A 20,004-nucleotide genomic window follows, 5' to 3' on the forward strand; every position below is an offset into this window, starting at 1 on the left:
ATTCGTATGAATTTACAAAACCATCTATGGTCAAATATAAGTTTTAATTTAATGCTATTTAGGTATAGTAAAATAAAAAACACTTCCCTTACCTATATCTGATTCGACCCATATTTTTCCACCTAAATTTTGTACTATTTTTTGGCAGATCGCTAGACCTAATCCTGTTCCTTCATATTCTGCTTTGGTATGCAGTCTTTGGAAGATTGTGAAGACTTTTACTAGATATTCCTTTTCGATTCCTATCCCATTATCCGAAATTGAAAAAAGCCAATTCGTTCCTTGATCTTCAGCTTTGATTTTGATTATAGGTTTTTGATTTGGCTTTTGATATTTCAGAGCATTATTGATGATGTTTTGAAAGATTTGTTGCAAAGGAGTTTTTTGAGCATAAACTATTGGCATGGATTCAAAACTTACCTGAGCTTCTTTTTCTTCAATCAGTCGGCTATTGAGGATTAGAATATTTTCTAGGATTTCGTTGATGTCAATATTTTGTTCATTTTCTTTGATTCTTCCCACTCTTGAAAAATCTAATAGATCCAAGATGATTTGCCTCATCCTAGTGGCACCATCAGTTGCAAAGTAGATGTACTTTTTCCCTTTTTCATCTAAAATATCTTCATATTTTTTTTGAAGTTGAGAAAGGAATCCGGTTATCATCCTCAGAGGTTCTTGCAAATCATGAGAAGCGACATAAGCAAATTGCTCTAAGTCAGCATTAGAGGTTTCCAAGTCTTTTGCTCTTCGAATGAGTTGAGTGCTTAGGTTGAGGAGCTCTTGTTCATCATTTTTTCTTGCGGTGATATCTTGTGTAGCACCGATCATTCGAATTGGCTTATTGTTACTATCTCTTAATAATATCCCTTTATCTAGAACGATAGCATACTCACCATTGCTTTTTATTAATCTAAATTCAGATTCCCAAAGCTCTTGGTCACTGTCAAGAAACTTGTTTAAACTTCTAGAAATGCCCCTTCTATCATCTGGATGAATGAGTTGAAGCCAATACTTATTGTTGGAAGAAAACTTGTCAATTTCATGCCCGAAGATGGTTTTGAAGTTTTCCGCTCTGATGACCGTGTTAGTTTCTAAATTCCAATCCCATATGGTATCAGAAGTTGCTTTTGTAGCGATTTCATATCTTAAATTACTTTGTATTAAAGCATCAGTTGCTGATTTAGCCTCTGAGATATCTATGTTGAATCTAAAAATTTGGGTTGGTCTATTTGGAATCTCGATCAATGTGTAATTCACAAATACAGGCACAATCGACCCATCTTTTTTCTTATGAATTTCTTCTCTTGACTTGAGGTTTTGGCCAGTTTGAATCATGCTTTTTAATTCAATCATCAAATTTGACTTTTGATTATCCAAAGCCGTAAGGTCTGAGATGATTTCTCCTACAGCTTCTTTTTCGCTGTAGCCATAAAGCTTTTCACTTGACTTGTTCCAATATACTACTTGACCATTTTCATCTAAACCTTGTACGGCCAAATGACTGACATTATCAAAGAGGTTTTTGAAGATTTGTTCTTTTTCTTTAGCAATTTTTTCATTCCTAACTTGTTCGGTAATGTCTTTAAATACCCCGATCATTCGGCTTGGTATTCCACTTTCATTTAGCTCAACAGTTCCTTCAGATTTTATATGTTTGATGATTCCTTCTGGAGTGATGATTCTTTTTTCTAATTCATAATCTCCTCCTTTTTCTATTGCATCTTGATAGATTTTGAGTGCATACTCTTTGTCATCAGGGTGAATTAGGCTTATTCGCAAGTCAAATGAAGCTCGATGGGTATCTTTATCTAATCCACAAATTCTATAAAATTCATCGGACCAAACCGACTCTTTGGTGAGGAGGTTGAACTCTGAGCTTCCCACTTTAGATATGGCTTCAGTTCTTTTAAGTAGATCTGAGGTTCTTTTTTGTTCTTTAAGTAGAAAATACTGCTGAGTTATGTTTTGAAGTGTACCAAATAATTTCAATGTTTTATTATTGTAAACTATAGGTTTACAGGTGATTCTTACCCAAATGGAATCGTCATTGGTATTATGTCCTTGTATTTCCAGATCAAAAGCTTCACCTTTTTCTAGAGCATCTTTCATGGCTTTGTCTAAGATGACTTTTGCTTCATCTTTAAACATATTTGAAGAAAATGAGTAAAGATTTTCTGTCAATTTGGGTATTTCAAAAATATTTTTGGCCTCTTCTGAAAGCGCAAAAACCCCAGTAATATTGTCATATTCCCATCCACCAACAAGGGCAGAATCTGATGATTTTTGTAAGATGTTTTTATATTTCTTGTTTTCAGTAATATCTCTAACTGATGTTACTTTGTAGCGAGATCCATCTTCATAAATAAGTAGCCTTGGACTCGCAAAAATATCGATCAAGGCACCATTCTTTCTTTTTGCAATCCATTCTTTGCTCATTTCTTCTTTGCCAAAAATAAAGTCGTCATGAAGTTTTTCGAGCTCTTCTCTATTTTCGGATGGGACTACTTTTGTGAAATGCTGTCCAAGTAATTCCTCTTTGCTGTAACCATAAATCTTACAATATTCGTCGTTGACTTCGATAAATTTGCCTGATGAATCTGTAATGCAAATGCCTGTGCCATTGGCGTTAAATACAGAGGTGAGTAGCTTTTCAGATTTATTGAGTTTTGCTGAAACTTCAATTTTTTCAGTGATGTCTATCAGTCCAATAGATATAATCTTTACTTGTCCAGTATGATCTTGAACGGGAGTAATCGAGTACTCAAACCAATATTCTATTTTATCAACACTAGATTCTTTGAGCTGTTTTTTGATGGTTTTTCCTTTGAAAGCTTCTCTAATTTGCTTGATAAAGTTTTCGAGGTTTTCTTCTGAAATAAGGTCTAGGATAGTTTCACCTTTCTTTATGTTCGCTTTTCTCAGCTTATTCCAAAGGTCATTCGCAATTTGATTCCATTCAATTACAGCGTATGCATCATCGATTAGTAAAAATGCTTGAAGAGAATTATTCAACAAAGCTTTGAGGTTGTATTCTTTTTCGAGAAGTTCTCGTTCTTTAAGTTCTAAGGTTTCATGTGTGGATTTCAATTCTGAGTAAGCAATCTGAACTTCCTCGTAAGTAGATTGCAGTTCTTCATTGCTGGTTTCCAATTCTTCATTTGTCGATTGCAGTTCTTCATTGGTTGATTGCATTTCTTCATTGAGAGACTGCAGCTCTTCGTTGCTTGTTTCTATCTCTTCGATGTAGGTTTGAACTTGTTCTTTTGTAGCCAAAAGTTCATTTTCCAATTCAGCCACACGTTGATTTTCATTTTTACTATCATTTGTGACAATACCTTTGGACACATAATCTTCTAAGTCCAACTGTTCAAAAATCACAAGAAAGAGATCCTTGATTTTATGATTAAAAATCAAGGGCTTAGCAATTATTCTTACAAAATAAGTCTTCTCAAAAAGTGTAAATCTTCTTATGCTGCTTTTTGTAACCTTTCTTTCTTTGATTGTATTTATTAAAATTGATCTTACCTCAATCTGAAGTTCTGAGTTGAGTAATTTGAAAAGGTTCAGGTTTGCTTTCCCAGAGGTAAGGCTGAGAAAAAGTCGGATATCACCATGAATCTCTTGAACTTCAAATTCATCATTGACAATCACATAAGGATGTTCATACGTTTTAAAGATGGTTTCCTTGATCAAGTCATTAATTGTCACTAGAGATTCATTTGATTTACTTTCTAGTTGTTGACTATTGGTTTTTAAAATGGGATGGGATTGCAACTTCGATTTTCTCAAGCTTTCCCCAGGTTTTCTTTGATAGATTTTGTTTTTTCCATCCAAGGTTTGAAAGAGTTTTTCAAATTGGCCAACAGTTTCTGATTTGCCTAAAAATAGGAATCCTTTTGGAAGTAGGGAATAGTGGAAAAGGGGAATAAGATGATTTTGTAAATAATTATCGAAATAGATCAGGAGATTTCTACAAGAAATTAAATCCAATTTGAAAAAAGGTGGGTTTTTGATCAGGTTATGTTTGGAAAACAAGATCATTCCACGGATATTTTTATTTATGGTAAATCCTTCCACATTTGGAGTGAAGTAAGTATCAAGAGTTTCTTTGGGAAGTTTAGATATTTTTTCTTCTGAATAAATTCCTTTTCTGGCAAAGTCAATAGAGCGATCATCGATGTCTGTAGCAAAAATTTGAACAGGGATAGAGAGCCCTTTTTCACGAAGGATTTTGTCAAATGTGATGGCAATTGAATAAGGTTCTTCACCTGTGGAACAGCCTGGTGTCCAAATTCTGATGGTGTCAGTTTTCGTTTTGCTAGCAATGATTTTTTTGATCTGCTCTTCCAATGCTAGAAAAGCGGATCGATCCCTAAAAAATGAAGTTACCCCTATCAAAATGGTATTAAACATTTCGTCCACTTCTTTAGGGTCATTTCTTAGTATCTGGAGATAATCTTCTAAATTATCTATATGGAAATTTGCTAATCTTTTGTTGAGTCTTCTACCGATAGTGGCAGGTTTGTAATTGGTAAAGTCGGTTCCTGTTCTGTCACTGAGGATTTGAAAAATTTTATTTAAAGTTCCTTCTGCCTCTAATGATTGCTGGATTTCATGATTTGGATTGATGATGTAATCTAGTATTTCTTCACCGATCTTATCAGGTGAAAGGATGGCGTCTACTACACCTGTGTTGATAGCCGAAATAGGCATCCCATCATATTTGGCTGTATGGGGTTCTTGAGCAATTACATAGCCTTTATTTTCTTTTACAACGAAGATTCCAGCGGCTCCATCAGAGCCTGTTCCAGATAAAATGACTGCAATTACATTCTCTTTAAAGTCTTTTGATAGAGACTTTAACAAGATATCAATGGAAGGTTTTGGACCAATTGCTGAAGAAGGTTTATTTAAAATAATTTTCCCCTTGTAAATAGTAATTTCACTATCTGGTGGAGTAATGTATATTTTATTGCTTTCTAATTTATCTCCATGAATGGCTTCAGCAACTTCTAATTTGGTTTCTTTAGTCAAAAGAGACACAAGCATGCTTTTGTGTGAAGGACTCAAATGCTGAGCGATGATCAAACAAACATTTTCAATAGGAGGGAGGTGCGACAAAAAATCCTGTAAAGCTTCCAAGCCACCTGCAGAAGCTCCAATTGCTATTACTTTCAGTACTTTTTTTTGAGGGATATTATTGGTGGGACGATTGTCGACTTTCATTGAGATGTGGGATATTGCTTTTGATTGAAAGCTGGGCTGCTTAGGTTGTCAAAAGGTAAGCATTTATAAGAATTGAGCATATTTTTATTTATTTATTTTTGGAATACTAAAATAAAATATACTGCCAAGCCCTAGTTCCGATTCTACCCAAATCCTGCCGCCTAAAGAGTCTACTATTTTTTTACAAATAGCAAGCCCAATTCCTGAACCTGAGTATTCGGTTTTGTCATGAAGTCTTTGAAAAATAACAAATATTTTCTCGTGATATTCTGGAGCTATTCCCAATCCATTGTCTTTTACGCTAAAAATCCACTCGTTTTTCTTCTCTTCACAATTGATCTCAACAATTGGGTTGATCTCTGATTTTTTATACTTTATAGCATTGGAAATCAGATTTTGGAAAAGTTGTCTAAGTGCCAATTTTTGTGTGATCACAATTGGAATGTTAGAAGTGACTAGCTCCGCTTTTGAGTTTTGGATTTGGACTTTGAGCAATCCTTTTATTTCGTCTAGGAGACTGTTTACGTCAAATTCTTGATTTTCTACTTCTCCGACTTTTCCTACTCTTGAAAACTCCAATAAATCTAAAATGATATCACGCATTCTTCTAGCACCATCAGTAGCAAAATAGATGTATTTTTTACCTTTTTCATCTAATTTATCTTGATATTTTTTTTCGATTAAAGTCAAAAAACTCGTGATCATGCGCAATGGCTCTTGAAGATCATGAGAAGCAACATAAGCAAATTGCTCCAATTCAGAATTTGATATTTCTAGATTTTTATTACTGATTTTCAACTCGTAGTTGAGGTTTGTGAGTGATTTTTCAAATTCAGCTTTTTCGATTGCCACTCCGAAATTTGTACTTAATGTTTGTAAAAATGAGATTTCTTCATCTGTCCAAATCTTATCGGAGGTACAATCATCTAAACCTAAGTATCCAAAGAAATTATCGTTTATAAAAATGGGAATTTGAAGAGTTGATTTGATTTCTTGTTCTTCTAAAATCTTTCTTGTTTCACCAGAAGTTTGAGAAGTTAGGGCTGCAAAATGTGATTTTCTAGAAACTTCTTTCAAGAAATCTGGATAGCGAGATAGCTGGATTTTTTGATAATTGATATTGTTGATTTGTGGTGAAATTCCATCTTTGGCCCATTCATAAATTTGCTTTGCAGACAATTCCTGGCTGTTTGATTCTTTAAAGTTTTTCAAAAAATAAGCTCTATCAGCATTCACTGCTTCTGCTATGGTTTTTAAGTTTTCATTTAAAACAGTTTCCCAGTCATTGTAATATAAAAGCGCTTCGACTACTTTGGAGATGGTTTCGAGATAGCGCGTTTTATTTAAGAGTGCTTCTTCAGACTTCTTTCTGTCGGAGATATCTTGTAGGGCGCCGACCATCCGGATTGGGTTGCCATTTTTGTTTCGAATGATCACTGTGTTTTCAAGAACATAAGCATACTCTCCGTTTGACTTTTTGAATCTATATTCCCCTTTCCATTTGTTAATTTTAGGATCTTTACGAGCTTTTTCAACATCAATTAAGATGGTTTCTTTGTCATCTGGATGGACTTTGGTCTCCCACAAGTCGTCCTTGACGTACATTTGATCTGATTGATAGCCAAAAAGGGATTCATAACCACTACCCCAAAAAACTGTTTCAGATTCAATATCCCAATCCCAAATAGCATCAGAAACAGCTTTTGTAGCATAAAGGAATCTTTCATTGCTCAATTGTAGTGCTTTTTCAGCCTTAATTTTTTCAGTTTCATCGATTACCGTTGAGATCATGATTTGCTGATCATAAACAGGAATATTTTTGGCTGAGATAATTTTCTTTTTTCCAGATTTAGTTGTGATTTCTATTCCACTCCATTCCATTCTGCTGGGATCACCACTTTCTATGTCAGCGATGATTTGAGCCGTCATTTGTGCTCTGTAAGCTGGATCAGGATATACTTTTTCAAAAAATGATTCAACATCACGCAACTCTTTTTCAGGCCAACCATAGATTTCTGAAAATTGCTTATTCATCAATGTTGCCTCGCCAGAATCTATGCTATTTACAGCGATACCGATTGGTAAATTATCTAATGCGGTTTCAATAAATTGAGTTCTTGCTTTGAGCTCCTTTTCGGATTTCTTTTGATTAGTGATGTCTTGCATCGCCCCAACGAACCTTTTTACCTGACCTTTGGGATCTCTAATGATCATTGCCCTGTCATTTACAAGAGCGTATCTTCCATTTGCTTTTTTAAAGAGATATTCCTCCTGCCAGATGTCCGAATTATTTTGAATTGCTTTTTGCATACTTTCAAATATGCGAGATCGATCATTTGGATGAATGAGATTAATCCATGTCTCTTTGAAATTATCAAAGGAATTGCGGTTGTATCCAAAAACACTATTGATTCCTTCGCCCCAAAAAATTGTGTCTGTCTCCAAATCCAGATCTCTAACTGTGTCGAAAGTAGCCTTTGTAACAAAATGATACCTTTTGATAAGCTCTTTAAGAGATTCTTTGAGGGTTTCTTCCTCTGTGATATCTTGAACAGTACCTACTATCTTAATTGGAATATTATTTTCATCCTTTTCAATACTGGCTTTAATATGTATCCATTTTACGAGATCATTTTTTAGAATAATGCGCAGCTTCAAATCCGCTGCACTTATTTTTTTGATCGCTTTTTCATAGTTCAAATAGGCTTGATTCAAATCTTCAGGATGGATAGTGGAGATGAAAAAATCTGTTTTAGGATCATCTTCATTTTTCTCAATTTCCCAAATTCTATAAATTTCATCAGATAAGGTTAATTCTTGACTTGGGAGGTCAATTTCCCAATTTCCAATCTTAGCGAGTTGCTGTGCATAAAGAAGTTTTGCTTCGCTATCTTCAATTTTTTTTCTCGATTGAATTCTGTCTGAAATGTCATTTGTTGTGATGATGACACTTTTTAGAGAGTCTTCATATCCAGTGACTACAGTCCATTTTAAGTGAATATGCTTAATAATTCCATCTAAGGTTTTGATCTTGGTATCAACTTCAAAATGATCAGATCCACAGCAAATAGCTAATAACTGTTCCCTCAAGGTTTCAAGGGATTCTTCAACAAAAATTGAGGAGAAATTTTCAAGTAATTCTTCTTTAGTAGAGGCATGGTGAAGGTCTAAACAAGCTTTATTGAGGTTTAATAATTTTACTTTTGAAACGCAAATAATTAAATGGTGGGGATTGTCGATAAAAAATTTTCTAACTGAAATTTCATCTTTTCCTATCAAGTTTAATTCTTTGAGATAAGCTTTCACCTCAGAGAAATCTTCTTCCCAGATAGGAATAGGTACAATTTCAAAGATGGCTTGAAAACGTGAATTACCCTTTTCCATACACTCAGATAACTTGGCTATTTATTTATTAAAAATCAAGTAAAGAAATCATGGGGATTAGATATGATCACTTTAGTTTGGTAATAATAGCTCAATATCAATATTTAAAGGATATAAATAAAGTTTCTTATAAAAAACTTATCTGAATAATAGCATGCATTTAAAAATCTGATTATCTGCAGTATTTTCTAGAAGAAATTTGAAATAAAGCAGATAATCAGAATTATTGATATTCTAAATTACCAAATTACCATATCACCATCATTTCCATTACCATATTTTCTCCAAAGTGAGAAAGTAGCTATAAATTCATGTGTTGGTTGAGGGATGAGGTAGGATTTGTTAGTTGGGATTTCATGGGTATATCCCAGTTTGATTTGCTTATGCACCACTCCAAATGTGAAGTTATTAGCGTAATCTACTCTATGACCCACTCCAACCCAAATCTTATCCATGAAAATGCCTTTTATATTAGCTTCAAAATGGTTTGGAAGATCATCTTGCGCCCTGTACATGACGTGCGAAGCGATGCTCACTACTGGAGAAATGGTGTGTCTAAAACCTGATTGGAAAACACTCACGCGAGGCTTTTTATCAAAGAAGATATCGCCAAAATTGATAGATCCTTGATTAATGTTCTCCAATCATCTATTTCCTCAGTTGTTGGAATAGGTCGGATAACATCTACAAAGTATTGATTTACAATTTGACCATCTTTTATAAGGTTGATGGGTATCGAAGTTGTACCAAAGACAAGAGGAACTCTAGTTTCATTAAAACTTGCTCTAGGATTGTTACCATTGACTTGAATCAATAATGAAGCATTATCAGTTTCTGCTCTTAATATAATCTCTGAATCTAAAAATGATACTTGGACATTATATTGATAAATGTCTGGATCGAATGAAGGGTTCAGTGTTCCCTTATTGCTGCTAATATTTGTTAGCTGATTGAGGTCATTCAAATTATTGATTTCAACCGAATAACCTGTTTGAGTATTACTGAAAAATAAAAATAATACAACAATGATTAAATAATTTCTTTTGTAAATCTTCTGACTCATGTTAGAATCTGTGTTTATTGATATTTGAATTATAATAATGGTGCTTAGGGTGACTAAAATTGTAAAAAATAATTTACATATTAAAAATAAGATTTTTGAATAATGTGATAAGTCAGTATATTATTTCATATCTAAGATATTATTGATGACGAAATGCAATAATTTAGATGTACAAATATTTGGTGATTTTTGTAAAAAATTGGTGATAGCGCACATTTTTACGAATTAAACAGAAAAATGTAATCTAACTGGAAATCGGTATATTCTTATTTTTTACCGTTCAAAAAGACTGAAAAAATAAATTTTGGTCCATTAGTGATTTGTAAATAATAATTAGTTATTTCTCAGAAACGCTTACAAAATATGACAAGACAAACATCTTTAGTAGTTTAGAAATAATTCTTTCTGAAAATATAACTGTTGCCAAAAATCCAGATTTAGGCTTTTTCAATAAACTTGTCAATTCATTTGTAATTGGCTGGAAAGGTTTAGGTTATTTTGTTTGGGACTTATGAATATTTGGCCATTTATTTTATTGGCTGCTATTGTTATTGCCTTTCTTAGAAAATGGATAAAGAAAAAGCAATAGTTACATCAATAAAATGTTTGATTTGGGAAATCAAAAATGCTTCTTTGGCGTTTACCAATGAAAGCAAAATCCCTTTATGCAATTTTTATTTCGTTTTGTAGTATTTGTTATCTGTTTTGGACTGGTATCTCATGGAACAGTTTTTTCTCAAAATGAGAGCCTTGTAGAAGGAGTTGTATTTGATTTTTCACAAAATCTGCCCATTCCAGGAGCAAATGTCTATTGGGAAGATGATTTGAGTAGTGGTGTTACTACTGATTTGGATGGAAAATTTCAAATTAAATTAACGAATCTTCCTTCAAAATTGATTATCTCTTTTGTGGGTTTTGAGCAGGTAGCTAGAGTAATTCAAGCAAAAGATTTAACTAAGCCAATTCAATTTTTTCTTAGAGAAGAAGATATAGATTTACAAGAAGTAACTGTAAGTAGTACTAGACCCGATGAAAATGTCAGAAGTTTGGATTTAGGAAAATCTGTAGTTCCTATTCAGACGATCAAAAATATTCCAGCTTTATTTGGCGAAGTTGACTTGCTTAGAAGCCTTCAATTGCTTCCTGGAGTGCAAACAGCAGGAGAGGGGACAACAGGCCTTTTTGTGAGAGGTGGTTCGGCAGATCAAAACTTGCTTCAAATAGATGGAGCACCTGTTTACAATCCATCTCACTTTTTTGGGTTTTTCTCGGTGTTCAATCCTGATGCTTTGAGTGGAGTTGATTTTTATAAAGGGAATATCCCTGCTAATTTCGGTGGAAGAGTTTCCAGTGTGATTGATATTTCGTTGAAGGAAGGCAATTTTGAAAAAGTAAAAGGGGAAGGTGGAATAGGAACAATAAGCTCTCGTTTAACTGTAGATGGGCCACTTTTATCCGATAAATCCAGTTTTTCAATATCAGGTAGGAGAACTTATGCAGATATGTTCTTGAGATTATCTTCTGATCCGAATATCAATAGCAATGATTTGTATTTTTATGATTTGAATGGAAAATTTACTTTTCTCTTAGGCGATAGAGATAAATTGACTGTTTCATCTTACTACGGATCTGATTACTTAGGTTTGTCTGCTCAGTTTGGATTAGGTTGGAGCAATTGGGTTTCATCAATAATATGGAATAGGAATATCTCCAAAAACTTCTTTTTTGACTTAACTGCATATCACAGTTCATACCAATATAATGTGGATTTTGATGATCCTGATAGTGGGTTCAAATGGGGAAATACCTTAGCAGAATCAGGCTTAAAGGCAACTTGGACCTATCAAGCTACAGAAAAAACGGAATTGAAATGGGGTGCACATAGTCAGCTTTATAGTTTTTCCCCAATTAGCCTTATTCCTACACCAGGGAGTGCCATAGAGCCATTCGCAACCAATCCAAGAAATGGTCTTCAGAATAATCTTTACATAGGTGGGACAACGGAAATCAATCCTAAATTAAGTGTTGAGGCTGGAATAAGATGGTCTATTTATCAGCAACAGGGAAAAGGGGTTGATTACAGATATGAAGGAGGTCAACCAAGCCCCGAGGCAGAAATAATAGATTCTTTAGTTTTTGGAAGATTTGAGAGAATAAAAGATTTTCAAGGAATAGAACCTAGATTGGCAGCGAGATATTTATTAAATGAAGGACTTTCACTAAAAGCATCTTTTAATAGAAGCTTTCAATATTTACAAGTAGCATCCAACAGTTCAGCAGGTCTTCCTATAGATCGATGGATTTTGGCAGGAACATATGTTCCCCCAATTAGAGGAGATCAAGTTTCAGTGGGGATTTTCAAAAATCTTAATGATAACATTTGGGAAATCTCAGCTGAAGGATATTACAAAGATTTCAAAAATATCATCGATTTAAGACAAGGTGCAAATATCCTTTTCACAGATAATGTAGAAACGGAAATCCTTACAGGAAATGGCTATGCCTATGGACTTGAATTTTTATTAAGAAAAAATGTAGGTAAATCGACTGGATGGTTAAGTTATACTTATTCAAGAACATGGAGACAAGTACCAGGGATCAGCTTTGACCAATGGTATAATCCAAGATTTGATAGACCTCATGATTTAACATTGGTAGTGAACCATGAATTTAATAAAAGATGGTCAGCAGGATTGACAATTGTCTATACCACTGGACAAGCGGTAACTTTTCCAGTTGGATCGTACGAAGTTGACAGTCAACGCTTGCCTTTATTTAGTGGTGTAAGAAATGACGATAGATTTCCCGATTATCACAGAATGGATGCTTCTGTCACTTGGAAAAATGCTGATAAAGGAAGAAAATGGAGAGGAAGTTGGAACTTTAGTGTGTATAACCTTTATGGAAGAAAAAATCCATTTGCATATCAATTTACAGAGATTTTCAATGATCAAATTAATTTTACGCCCGGACCTAATGAAATGGTCACTAGTAGAAGACCGGGTGTAATTATGACTTATTTATTTACTTTCCTTCCTTCTTTAACATACAATTTTAATTTTTAAAAATGAGAAATTCTATTTTATTGATATTGTTAGCCATTTTAAATTTCTCTTGTCAAGAAGAGGTTTTTTTGGATCTTCAAAAATCAGAAAGAACTCCTGTTATTGAAGCTGTTTGGACGAATACTGTTGGGCTTAATCAAGTTCAAGTTTCTTTTTCGAGAGATTATTATTCAGAGGATCCCAATGAAATAGTAACTGATGCAGATGTTTTTATCCTGAATTTGGAGGATAATCAAAGAATTCGATTTAGGTTTAATGAACAGTTTCAAAGTTATCTTCCTGTTAATAATGTAACTGGTAAATTGGGGGCGATCTATGAACTACATGTTATCATTGAGGGGAAAGAATATATTTCACAAGGCAAGATGCTCGAGCCTCCCGTACTTGATTCTTTGACTTTTGCCTATCAGGAAGAAAGAGTTTTTAGAGAAGAAGGATATTATTTGACACTTTATGGGAAAATTCCATTTGTAGATGATAATAATTATCGGATCAGAATTATTAGAAATGATACTTTACTAAATAGAAGATCTGACTATTTGCTTTTTGATGATTCGTTTGGGACTTCTATACTTGATCGAGGGTTTGAATTAAGTGGATTTGCATTTAATGAAGGCGATAGAGTACGTTTAGAGCTTTTTAGATTGAATTTGGATGTCTATGATTACCTATCACAATTAGTGAATTTACTCTTTAATGATGGCGGCTTGTTTAGTCCGCCACCTCAAAATCCTGTTTCAAATATTCGTCCTTTGGATGGTGAAGGAGATGTTTTAGGTTATTTTATGGTCAGTCCATACCTCGGTGCTGTAGTAAATATTGTAGAAGATAAATCTGATTAATTAAAAAATCAATTTCGAATCGTTTAGATTCCTTACTTTTGCAGGATGTTAGATTTTGCTCAAAAAGGAAAGGTAGTCATTACTTTTAAAGATAGATTTTCTCCATTTGTTGAAAAGGAATTAAAAGACCTCGGATTCAAGCCAAAAAATGTATTTAGAACATACATTGAATTGTACGCATCTTTGAACGAATGCATGTATCTTAACATGCATTTGAGAGTAGCTAGTCATGTGCTTTTCGAAATCAAATCCTTCTATTTGCATCATGCAGATGATATTTATAGAAGAGTAAAAACTCTTCCTTGGGAGGAATACATCACAAAAGACACCTATTTTTCAGTGAATTCACATGTGGAAAATGACAGTGTTGACAATCCACTTTTTGTCAATGTCCGAGTGAAAGATGCCATAGTCGATAGGTTTAGAGAAAATACAGGAGTAAGACCCGATACAGGTTCGGCGTATGATGGTGCTGTTTTTCAGTTATTTTGGAAAGAAACTCAGGCAACTTTGTATATCAATACTTCAGGAGAAACTATTGCCAAGCATGGGTATAGAAAAATCCCTGGAAAAGCACCGATGCTGGAAGCACTTGCTGCTGCAACAATTTATGCTACAGGTTGGGATAGAAAGAGTCCTTTTGTGAATCCGATGTGTGGATCAGGAACTTTGGCGATTGAAGCGGCTTTAATTGCTACTAATAGATTTCCTGGATTGTACCGCGACCATTATTCATTTATGCATATTATTGGATATGAAGAGTCTGCATACCTTAAAATGAAGGCAGAGTTGGAGGAAAAGATCACACCGATTGATGGCATAGAAATCATTGCAAGTGATATTGTGGAACAAGCTGTTCTTTTTACAAAAGAAAATGCTGCTACCGCAGGAGTGGAGGACCTAATTTCTTATGAAGTTTGTGATTTTGAAGAAACTACCATTCCTGATTCAGAAACTGGAATCATGATGGTAAATCCAGAATATGGTGAGCGATTAGGCGAAGAAGCTGAATTAGAAGCCACCTACAAACGCTTAGGAGACTTTATGAAGCAAAGGTGTGCCGGATACACTGGGTTTGTATTTACGGGCAACTTGGATTTAGCCAAAAGAGTAGGATTGCGACCATCTCGAAAAATGGAATTTTATAATGGAACTATTGATTGTAGGCTTTTGAAATATGAATTGTATAAAGGCAAGAAAGATGCTTAATATTTTCTCTGATTTATATCAGGAATCATCATGAGCAATGTTGCTTATTAGCGGTTGAGAGCACTGTATTTTTGGTTCTTTATTTATAACCAACCGCTAATACAATGCAAGATTCAAAGCCTCATAGTTTTCACATCCCGGTAATGGGATTAGGATATACCTTAGAAACTCCACTCAAAGTTGCTAAATTCGGAATCTCTTCTGTAGTCTCCATCATGGATGATTCACTTTTGGAAGACATGCGAAGAGTGAAAAGCAGAAATTTAGGAGTTCCTTATTTTCCAATAAATACAAGTGTAAAAGATAGCCGTGCTTTGCGGATTACAGCTTATTTAAATTTTTTGCACGAGCAAATAGAAAATCAAATTAACCTTTTAAAATCACAATTTTTTGGTGAAGGAAATGATTTAGACACTTATTTTGAATTACTATCTGATAAACATCCTGCCAAAAAACTTTTTGAAAATTTACCATTTCTCAATGGCGAAGATAGAGTTCAGGCAGAAAATCAACTGAAGGCTTATATTCAAGGAGGTAAGATTGATGTGAACATCATGACTAAAGTTGATAAGTTGAATTTTGATGAAAAGGGAGAGGAATTGCCTAGAGAGTTTTCTGATGCCTTATCCGCTTTGCGTGGTTTTGCAAATAGCAAATTGAATGCATCAGTGGTGTTTTCTGCGGGTATGAATCCAGCGCTTTATAGCTATGCTGAGCAGTTCGATGCATTTTTTCCGGATCACAAAGGCGATATTCGTAAGCGGATAATTTTGAAAGTGAGTGATTACAGATCAGCGATGATTCAAGGAAGATTTTTGGCTAAAAAAGGACTTTGGGTATCTGAATTTAGAATAGAATCAGGTCTAAATTGTGGTGGACATGCCTTTGCTACGGATGGGATTTTACTTGGACCAATCTTTGAAGAATTTAAAGAAAATAGAGAAAATCTCAATAATGTGCTTTTGGAAGCTTGTAATCAGGCTTTATTAGCTCAAGGGAAACCACTTTTGCTATCAGATGAAAAATTGAAAATCACAGTTCAAGGGGGGATTGGAACAGCTCTTGAAAATGAATTTTTGTTGGATTATTACCGTCTAGATGGCACAGGATGGGGAAGCCCATTTTTGATGGTTCCTGAAGCTACCAATGTTGACGATGATACTTTACAAAAATTGGTTCATGCTAAGAAATCTGATTATTATCTCAGTCATGCATCGCCTTTGGGTGTCAGATTTAATAATCTCAGGACAAGCAGCTCAGAAGATCAAAGGAAAAAAAGAATAAATAAAGACCGCGCTGGCAGTCCATGTTATAAGAAGTTTCTTTCTTTCAATACTGAGTTTACGGAAAAGCCAATATGTACAGCCTCCAGACAATACCTGAATTTGAAAATGAAGGAAATGAAAAGCAAATTTTCAAATGTGATTGATTTTGAAAAGCGAACAGAAAGGTTTTTGGCAAAAGACTGTCTCTGTGAAGGTCTTGGAGCTCCAGCGCTATTGACAAATGGAGAAATTCCTGCGAGGAATCTTACTGCTGTGACTATTTGTCCTGGACCAAATTTGGCTTACTTTTCAGGTGTATTTAGCTTGAAAGAAATGGTTGGTCATATTTATGGGAAAATTTCGATCCTCCGTGATTCAGATCGTCCACATATGTTTGTAAAAGAACTTCAACTTTACATCTCTTATCTTAAGGAAGAGATTGATAATTATCTACTTGACCAACCTGCAAAATTTGAAGCTTACGTCGATAAATTTAAAGCTAACCTCAAACAAGGAGTTGCTTATTATCAAAGGTTAATTGAAGAAATTCCTGTAGATACAGAAGAGATGATTAGTAGGATGAAAAATCAATTCCAAGCAACACTAGCTGAGATTGAAGAAATTGCTGTTCCAAGCTTAGTTGATTAGTCTAAAAGTTATTGGTTAGCAGTTGATCAGTGGTTAGTACTGAGAGTAGGAATGAATAAAAGTAGATATCCGGCCACTCGTTGAAGTCTTACAGAATTTTAAGAAATAGTTCAAAAGGTTAAAATAAGACCTGTCAGATTTTCAAATCTGACAGGTCTTATTATTTATACCATCAACTTCTTTAGCTGATCTTTTTCAATTTTATTGTACTTCCAAATGGCTAGAAGAGAAATAATCAGCAATAATGCTACTATCCAATATACCCAAATAGGAATAGGGACAGGGTCTCCGGCTGCGTAGGAATGTAATCCAGAAAGGTAATAATTCACTCCAAAGGATGTCATGATAATGGAGCTAAAAGCCCAAAGGCTTGCCAAATTAAAAATCAGACTTTTTTTGAGTGATGGGATTAGCCTTAGGTGAAGAACAATCGCATAAACGATCACAGAGATCAATGCCCACGTTTCTTTTGGATCCCAAGCCCAGTATCTTCCCCAACTTTCATTTGCCCAAACGCCACCTAAAAACGTTCCTACAGTGAGTAGGAATAAACCGATTGTAATTGACATTTCATTCACGATATTCAGCTCTTGCAAGCTGAGCCACCATTTAGCTTTTGGCAGTGAAGGTTTGAAGATCATCAAAATTAGACTCAGTAGGGCAATAATAGCAGAAAGTGCCAAAGGTACATACCCACTCACAATGATTGCCACGTGTATTTTGAGCCAATAGGAGTGGAGCACAGGCATGAGGTTTGTAATCTCTGGATTGAGCCAATCCAAAAAACCAACAAACAGCAAAGTCCCTGAAAACAGCAATGATAATGGGATAGTGAACTGTGATTTGTTGGAAAAGATCATCCCAAATAGTAAAACTCCCCAAGCTACAAATACCATCATCTCAAAGCCATCAGACCAGGGTGGATGCTTAGCAATATACCATCTCAACGCAAGATGGAACGTGAACAAGATGAATCCTATCCATGTCAAAATCACTCCAACTTTCCATGAAAGGCCTATCATTTTGGTTTGTTTGAAAAGCGATAGAATTCCTAAAGCAAGCATAACGATTCCAAGAAGCCAAAATGGACCAAACAACCGTGTTCCTAGGTTCAATTTCGTGTAAAGAAGTTCGGCTTTGATTTCGGTTTCATTTGGATAGACTTCACTTCCGGCTTTTTGTTGATAGAGTTCGATATAAGAAAGTGTCTCTTCTGCTTCTGCCCAATCATCAGTTTTGATTCCTTTGTCAACAGCTGCGAGATACAGTGAGGTAATGTTTTTGACAAATACGGCGTCGTCTTCATCAAATCCTTGCATGAATTGCTGACTTGTAAACCAAGTATTATTTCTGTCTAACTTGTTTGGAAAAAGTCGTAAGAAATCACCAGTCAACAAGGCGTAGAAAATATTGAAACGTTCATCTATTTTGAGAATTTCTTTATCTGATTCATTTCGCTCGGACGGTTTGAGCTTATTACTAGCTTCGACCATTTCCTGCAAAAGATAATTGCCATCTTCATCTAAGAAATCCCGAAAACTTAGCCTCTCAGTTGGTTCTACTCCGAGCGTTTGAAATACATAATAAGATTTTTTTTGATCGATTTTGATCAAAGGAAGATGACTATAGGTAACCGGATCTAATTGTACAGCGAGCAAAAACTGCTCAGAACTAAATGTCATCAGCCCACTTTCCGTTGGTACGTCGATTTTGGTCTTTCCACTGAGCTTTCTTATAATCTCGTTGGCCAATGTATTCAAGGGCTTCATTCTTCCATCAAGATCTTGCACGATCAATTTTCCATACGCCTCAGCTTGTTCCTTAGGTGTCAAGGATAATCTAGGGTCCTGCATGGGTACTTCCTGTGCAAATAGAGTTGAGATAGAAAGCAGTACCAGTATGACAGATGCAGCGGCTTTTTTACGGAGCATCCCAAGTTTTTTATTGAGTAATTGAAACCTACTACCTTTCGCAAAAAGTGTTAGAATCATTCCTAAAGTCAAAAGTGTGTAACCTAAATAAGTCAAATAGGTACCTGGACGATCTTGATTGACGGAAAGGATAGTCCCTTTTTCATCATTGTCATAAGAAGACTGATAGAAGCGATATCCTCGGTGATCGAGCACATTATTCATATAAATTCTGTAGGGAAATTCTTCTCCATTTGACCTTACCATTACTTCTGAAGCATAGGAAGCTGGGCTTTGACTCCCAGGATAGCGTTCTAGATCAAAATCATTGAGGTAAAGTTCAAACGGGAGTTTGATGTTTTTTGGACCGAAAGTGAGACTATAATTGGATCCTTCATGGGTGAAAGGATGCCAACTCGGGTTGAAGCTTACCTTGCGGATATAGGTGTTGCTAATCAATTCGCCATCTGTGTCCAAAATTTCAAGATGAACGACATCGGGCATATTTTTGGCGAGCATTTCGTCAGTTTCAGCTTGGTAGACGATAGCTGCATCTTCTACAATTGATTTTATCATAAAAGCACCGCCATTCCATTGATATAGTGAGCGCAATTGCAGCTGACTTGTTTCTCCTTCATGCATGACTCCCATCTGCTGTGTGCTCATTTCCATGATTTGTAGATGCGTATTAGTTTCTATCATCCACTTGTCAAGTTCTTTGAATATCTTGATTGGGCTTGTGGAGGTTTGTACAGTTCCCAAAGAAATATTTCCCAAAGCCAAATCATTACCTTCGGTTAGGATATAATCTTCCCTTCCAGTTCCTATAGCAACAGCGAGATCGATGTAGGTTTCATCACCGTCGATATATGTCTCTACACCAGCTTTGATGTATTCTTTTATCCTGACTTGAAGTTTATTGTCATTGAACTCTACCTGATGAACTTCAGGGCTAAACTGATGAGGAACGATATTGATTGGTTTTTCAAATTTCAAACCTTTACTGTCTTGTGACAATTTTACTTGAAGGTAGTCTGTTGAGGTGTGAAATGAGTTTTCGGATCCTCCTTCTCTAATGTGCATTACCCCATCAACACTCAGATAGCGCGTCACGCCTGCTCCCAAAAGAATAACCACAAATGCGAGATGGAAAAGACCCACAGGCCAGCGGTTGGCATGAAGTAATTTGTATTGACTGATATGTGCTAGAAAATTAAATGCTAGCCATAACATAATGATCTCAAACCACCAAGCATCATACACTAGCTTCCAAGCGACGGCTGTGCCATGATCATTTTCGATAAATGTGGCCACAGCCATAGAGACAGCAAAGGCAATTAATAAGACTAAACTAACTTTGGTTGAAAATAGAATTTTCAAAAATTTCATATA

Annotated in this window: 9 protein-coding genes; 4 read left to right on the plus strand and 5 right to left on the minus strand. The window is 35.1% G+C overall.

The window, feature by feature from the left end; translation table 11 throughout:
* Window positions 1-54: 54 nt before the first annotated feature.
* From BELBA_RS19095 to BELBA_RS12750, 4 genes are all read right to left on the minus strand, one after another.
* Window positions 55-5,226 carry a PAS domain S-box protein gene (locus BELBA_RS19095; RefSeq protein WP_014773099.1) on the minus strand — a complete coding sequence of 1,724 codons (5,172 nt, stop codon included), beginning with the start codon at window positions 5,224-5,226 and terminating at the stop codon, window positions 55-57.
* 84 nt (window positions 5,227-5,310) lie between these two features.
* Window positions 5,311-8,610: a PAS domain-containing sensor histidine kinase gene (locus tag BELBA_RS19100; RefSeq protein WP_014773100.1), complete on the minus strand. Its 3,300-nt coding sequence runs from the start codon at window positions 8,608-8,610 to the stop codon at window positions 5,311-5,313.
* Window positions 8,611-8,849: 239 nt separating this feature from the next.
* Window positions 8,850-9,191, minus strand: a complete 342-nt coding sequence (locus BELBA_RS12745) for a type IX secretion system membrane protein PorP/SprF (RefSeq protein WP_052307630.1) — start codon at window positions 9,189-9,191, stop codon at window positions 8,850-8,852.
* Window positions 9,188-9,673 carry a cadherin-like beta sandwich domain-containing protein gene (locus BELBA_RS12750; RefSeq protein ID WP_041779362.1) on the minus strand — a complete coding sequence of 162 codons (486 nt, stop codon included), beginning with the start codon at window positions 9,671-9,673 and terminating at the stop codon, window positions 9,188-9,190. The genes BELBA_RS12745 and BELBA_RS12750 overlap by 4 nt, the downstream gene beginning before the upstream one ends.
* A 665-nt stretch (window positions 9,674-10,338) precedes the next feature.
* On the opposite strand from BELBA_RS12750, the gene BELBA_RS12755 reads away from it, so the two are divergent.
* The 4 genes from BELBA_RS12755 to BELBA_RS12770 all read left to right on the plus strand — a co-directional run bounded on the left by BELBA_RS12755 (window position 10,339) and on the right by BELBA_RS12770 (window position 16,702).
* The gene (locus BELBA_RS12755) at window positions 10,339-12,738 is read left to right on the plus strand and encodes a TonB-dependent receptor (protein ID WP_014773102.1); all 2,400 of its coding nucleotides are present in this window, start codon (window positions 10,339-10,341) and stop codon (window positions 12,736-12,738) included.
* Between the two features lie 2 nt (window positions 12,739-12,740).
* The gene (locus BELBA_RS12760; protein WP_014773103.1) at window positions 12,741-13,580 is read left to right on the plus strand and encodes a DUF4249 family protein; all 840 of its coding nucleotides are present in this window, start codon (window positions 12,741-12,743) and stop codon (window positions 13,578-13,580) included.
* A gap of 45 nt (window positions 13,581-13,625) precedes the next feature.
* On the plus strand, window positions 13,626-14,789 hold the full coding sequence (locus BELBA_RS12765; protein ID WP_014773104.1) for a THUMP domain-containing class I SAM-dependent RNA methyltransferase: 1,164 nt from the start codon (window positions 13,626-13,628) through the stop codon (window positions 14,787-14,789).
* A gap of 104 nt (window positions 14,790-14,893) precedes the next feature.
* Window positions 14,894-16,702 carry a hypothetical protein gene (locus tag BELBA_RS12770; protein ID WP_014773105.1) on the plus strand — a complete coding sequence of 603 codons (1,809 nt, stop codon included), beginning with the start codon at window positions 14,894-14,896 and terminating at the stop codon, window positions 16,700-16,702.
* 164 nt (window positions 16,703-16,866) lie between these two features.
* On the opposite strand, the gene BELBA_RS12775 is transcribed toward BELBA_RS12770, so the two are convergent.
* On the minus strand, window positions 16,867-20,001 hold the full coding sequence (locus BELBA_RS12775; protein WP_014773106.1) for a cytochrome c biogenesis protein CcsA: 3,135 nt from the start codon (window positions 19,999-20,001) through the stop codon (window positions 16,867-16,869).
* Between the last annotated feature and the right edge of the window lie 3 nt (window positions 20,002-20,004).

The organism is Belliella baltica DSM 15883 (assembly GCF_000265405.1).
GTDB classification, from domain to species: domain Bacteria; phylum Bacteroidota; class Bacteroidia; order Cytophagales; family Cyclobacteriaceae; genus Belliella; species Belliella baltica.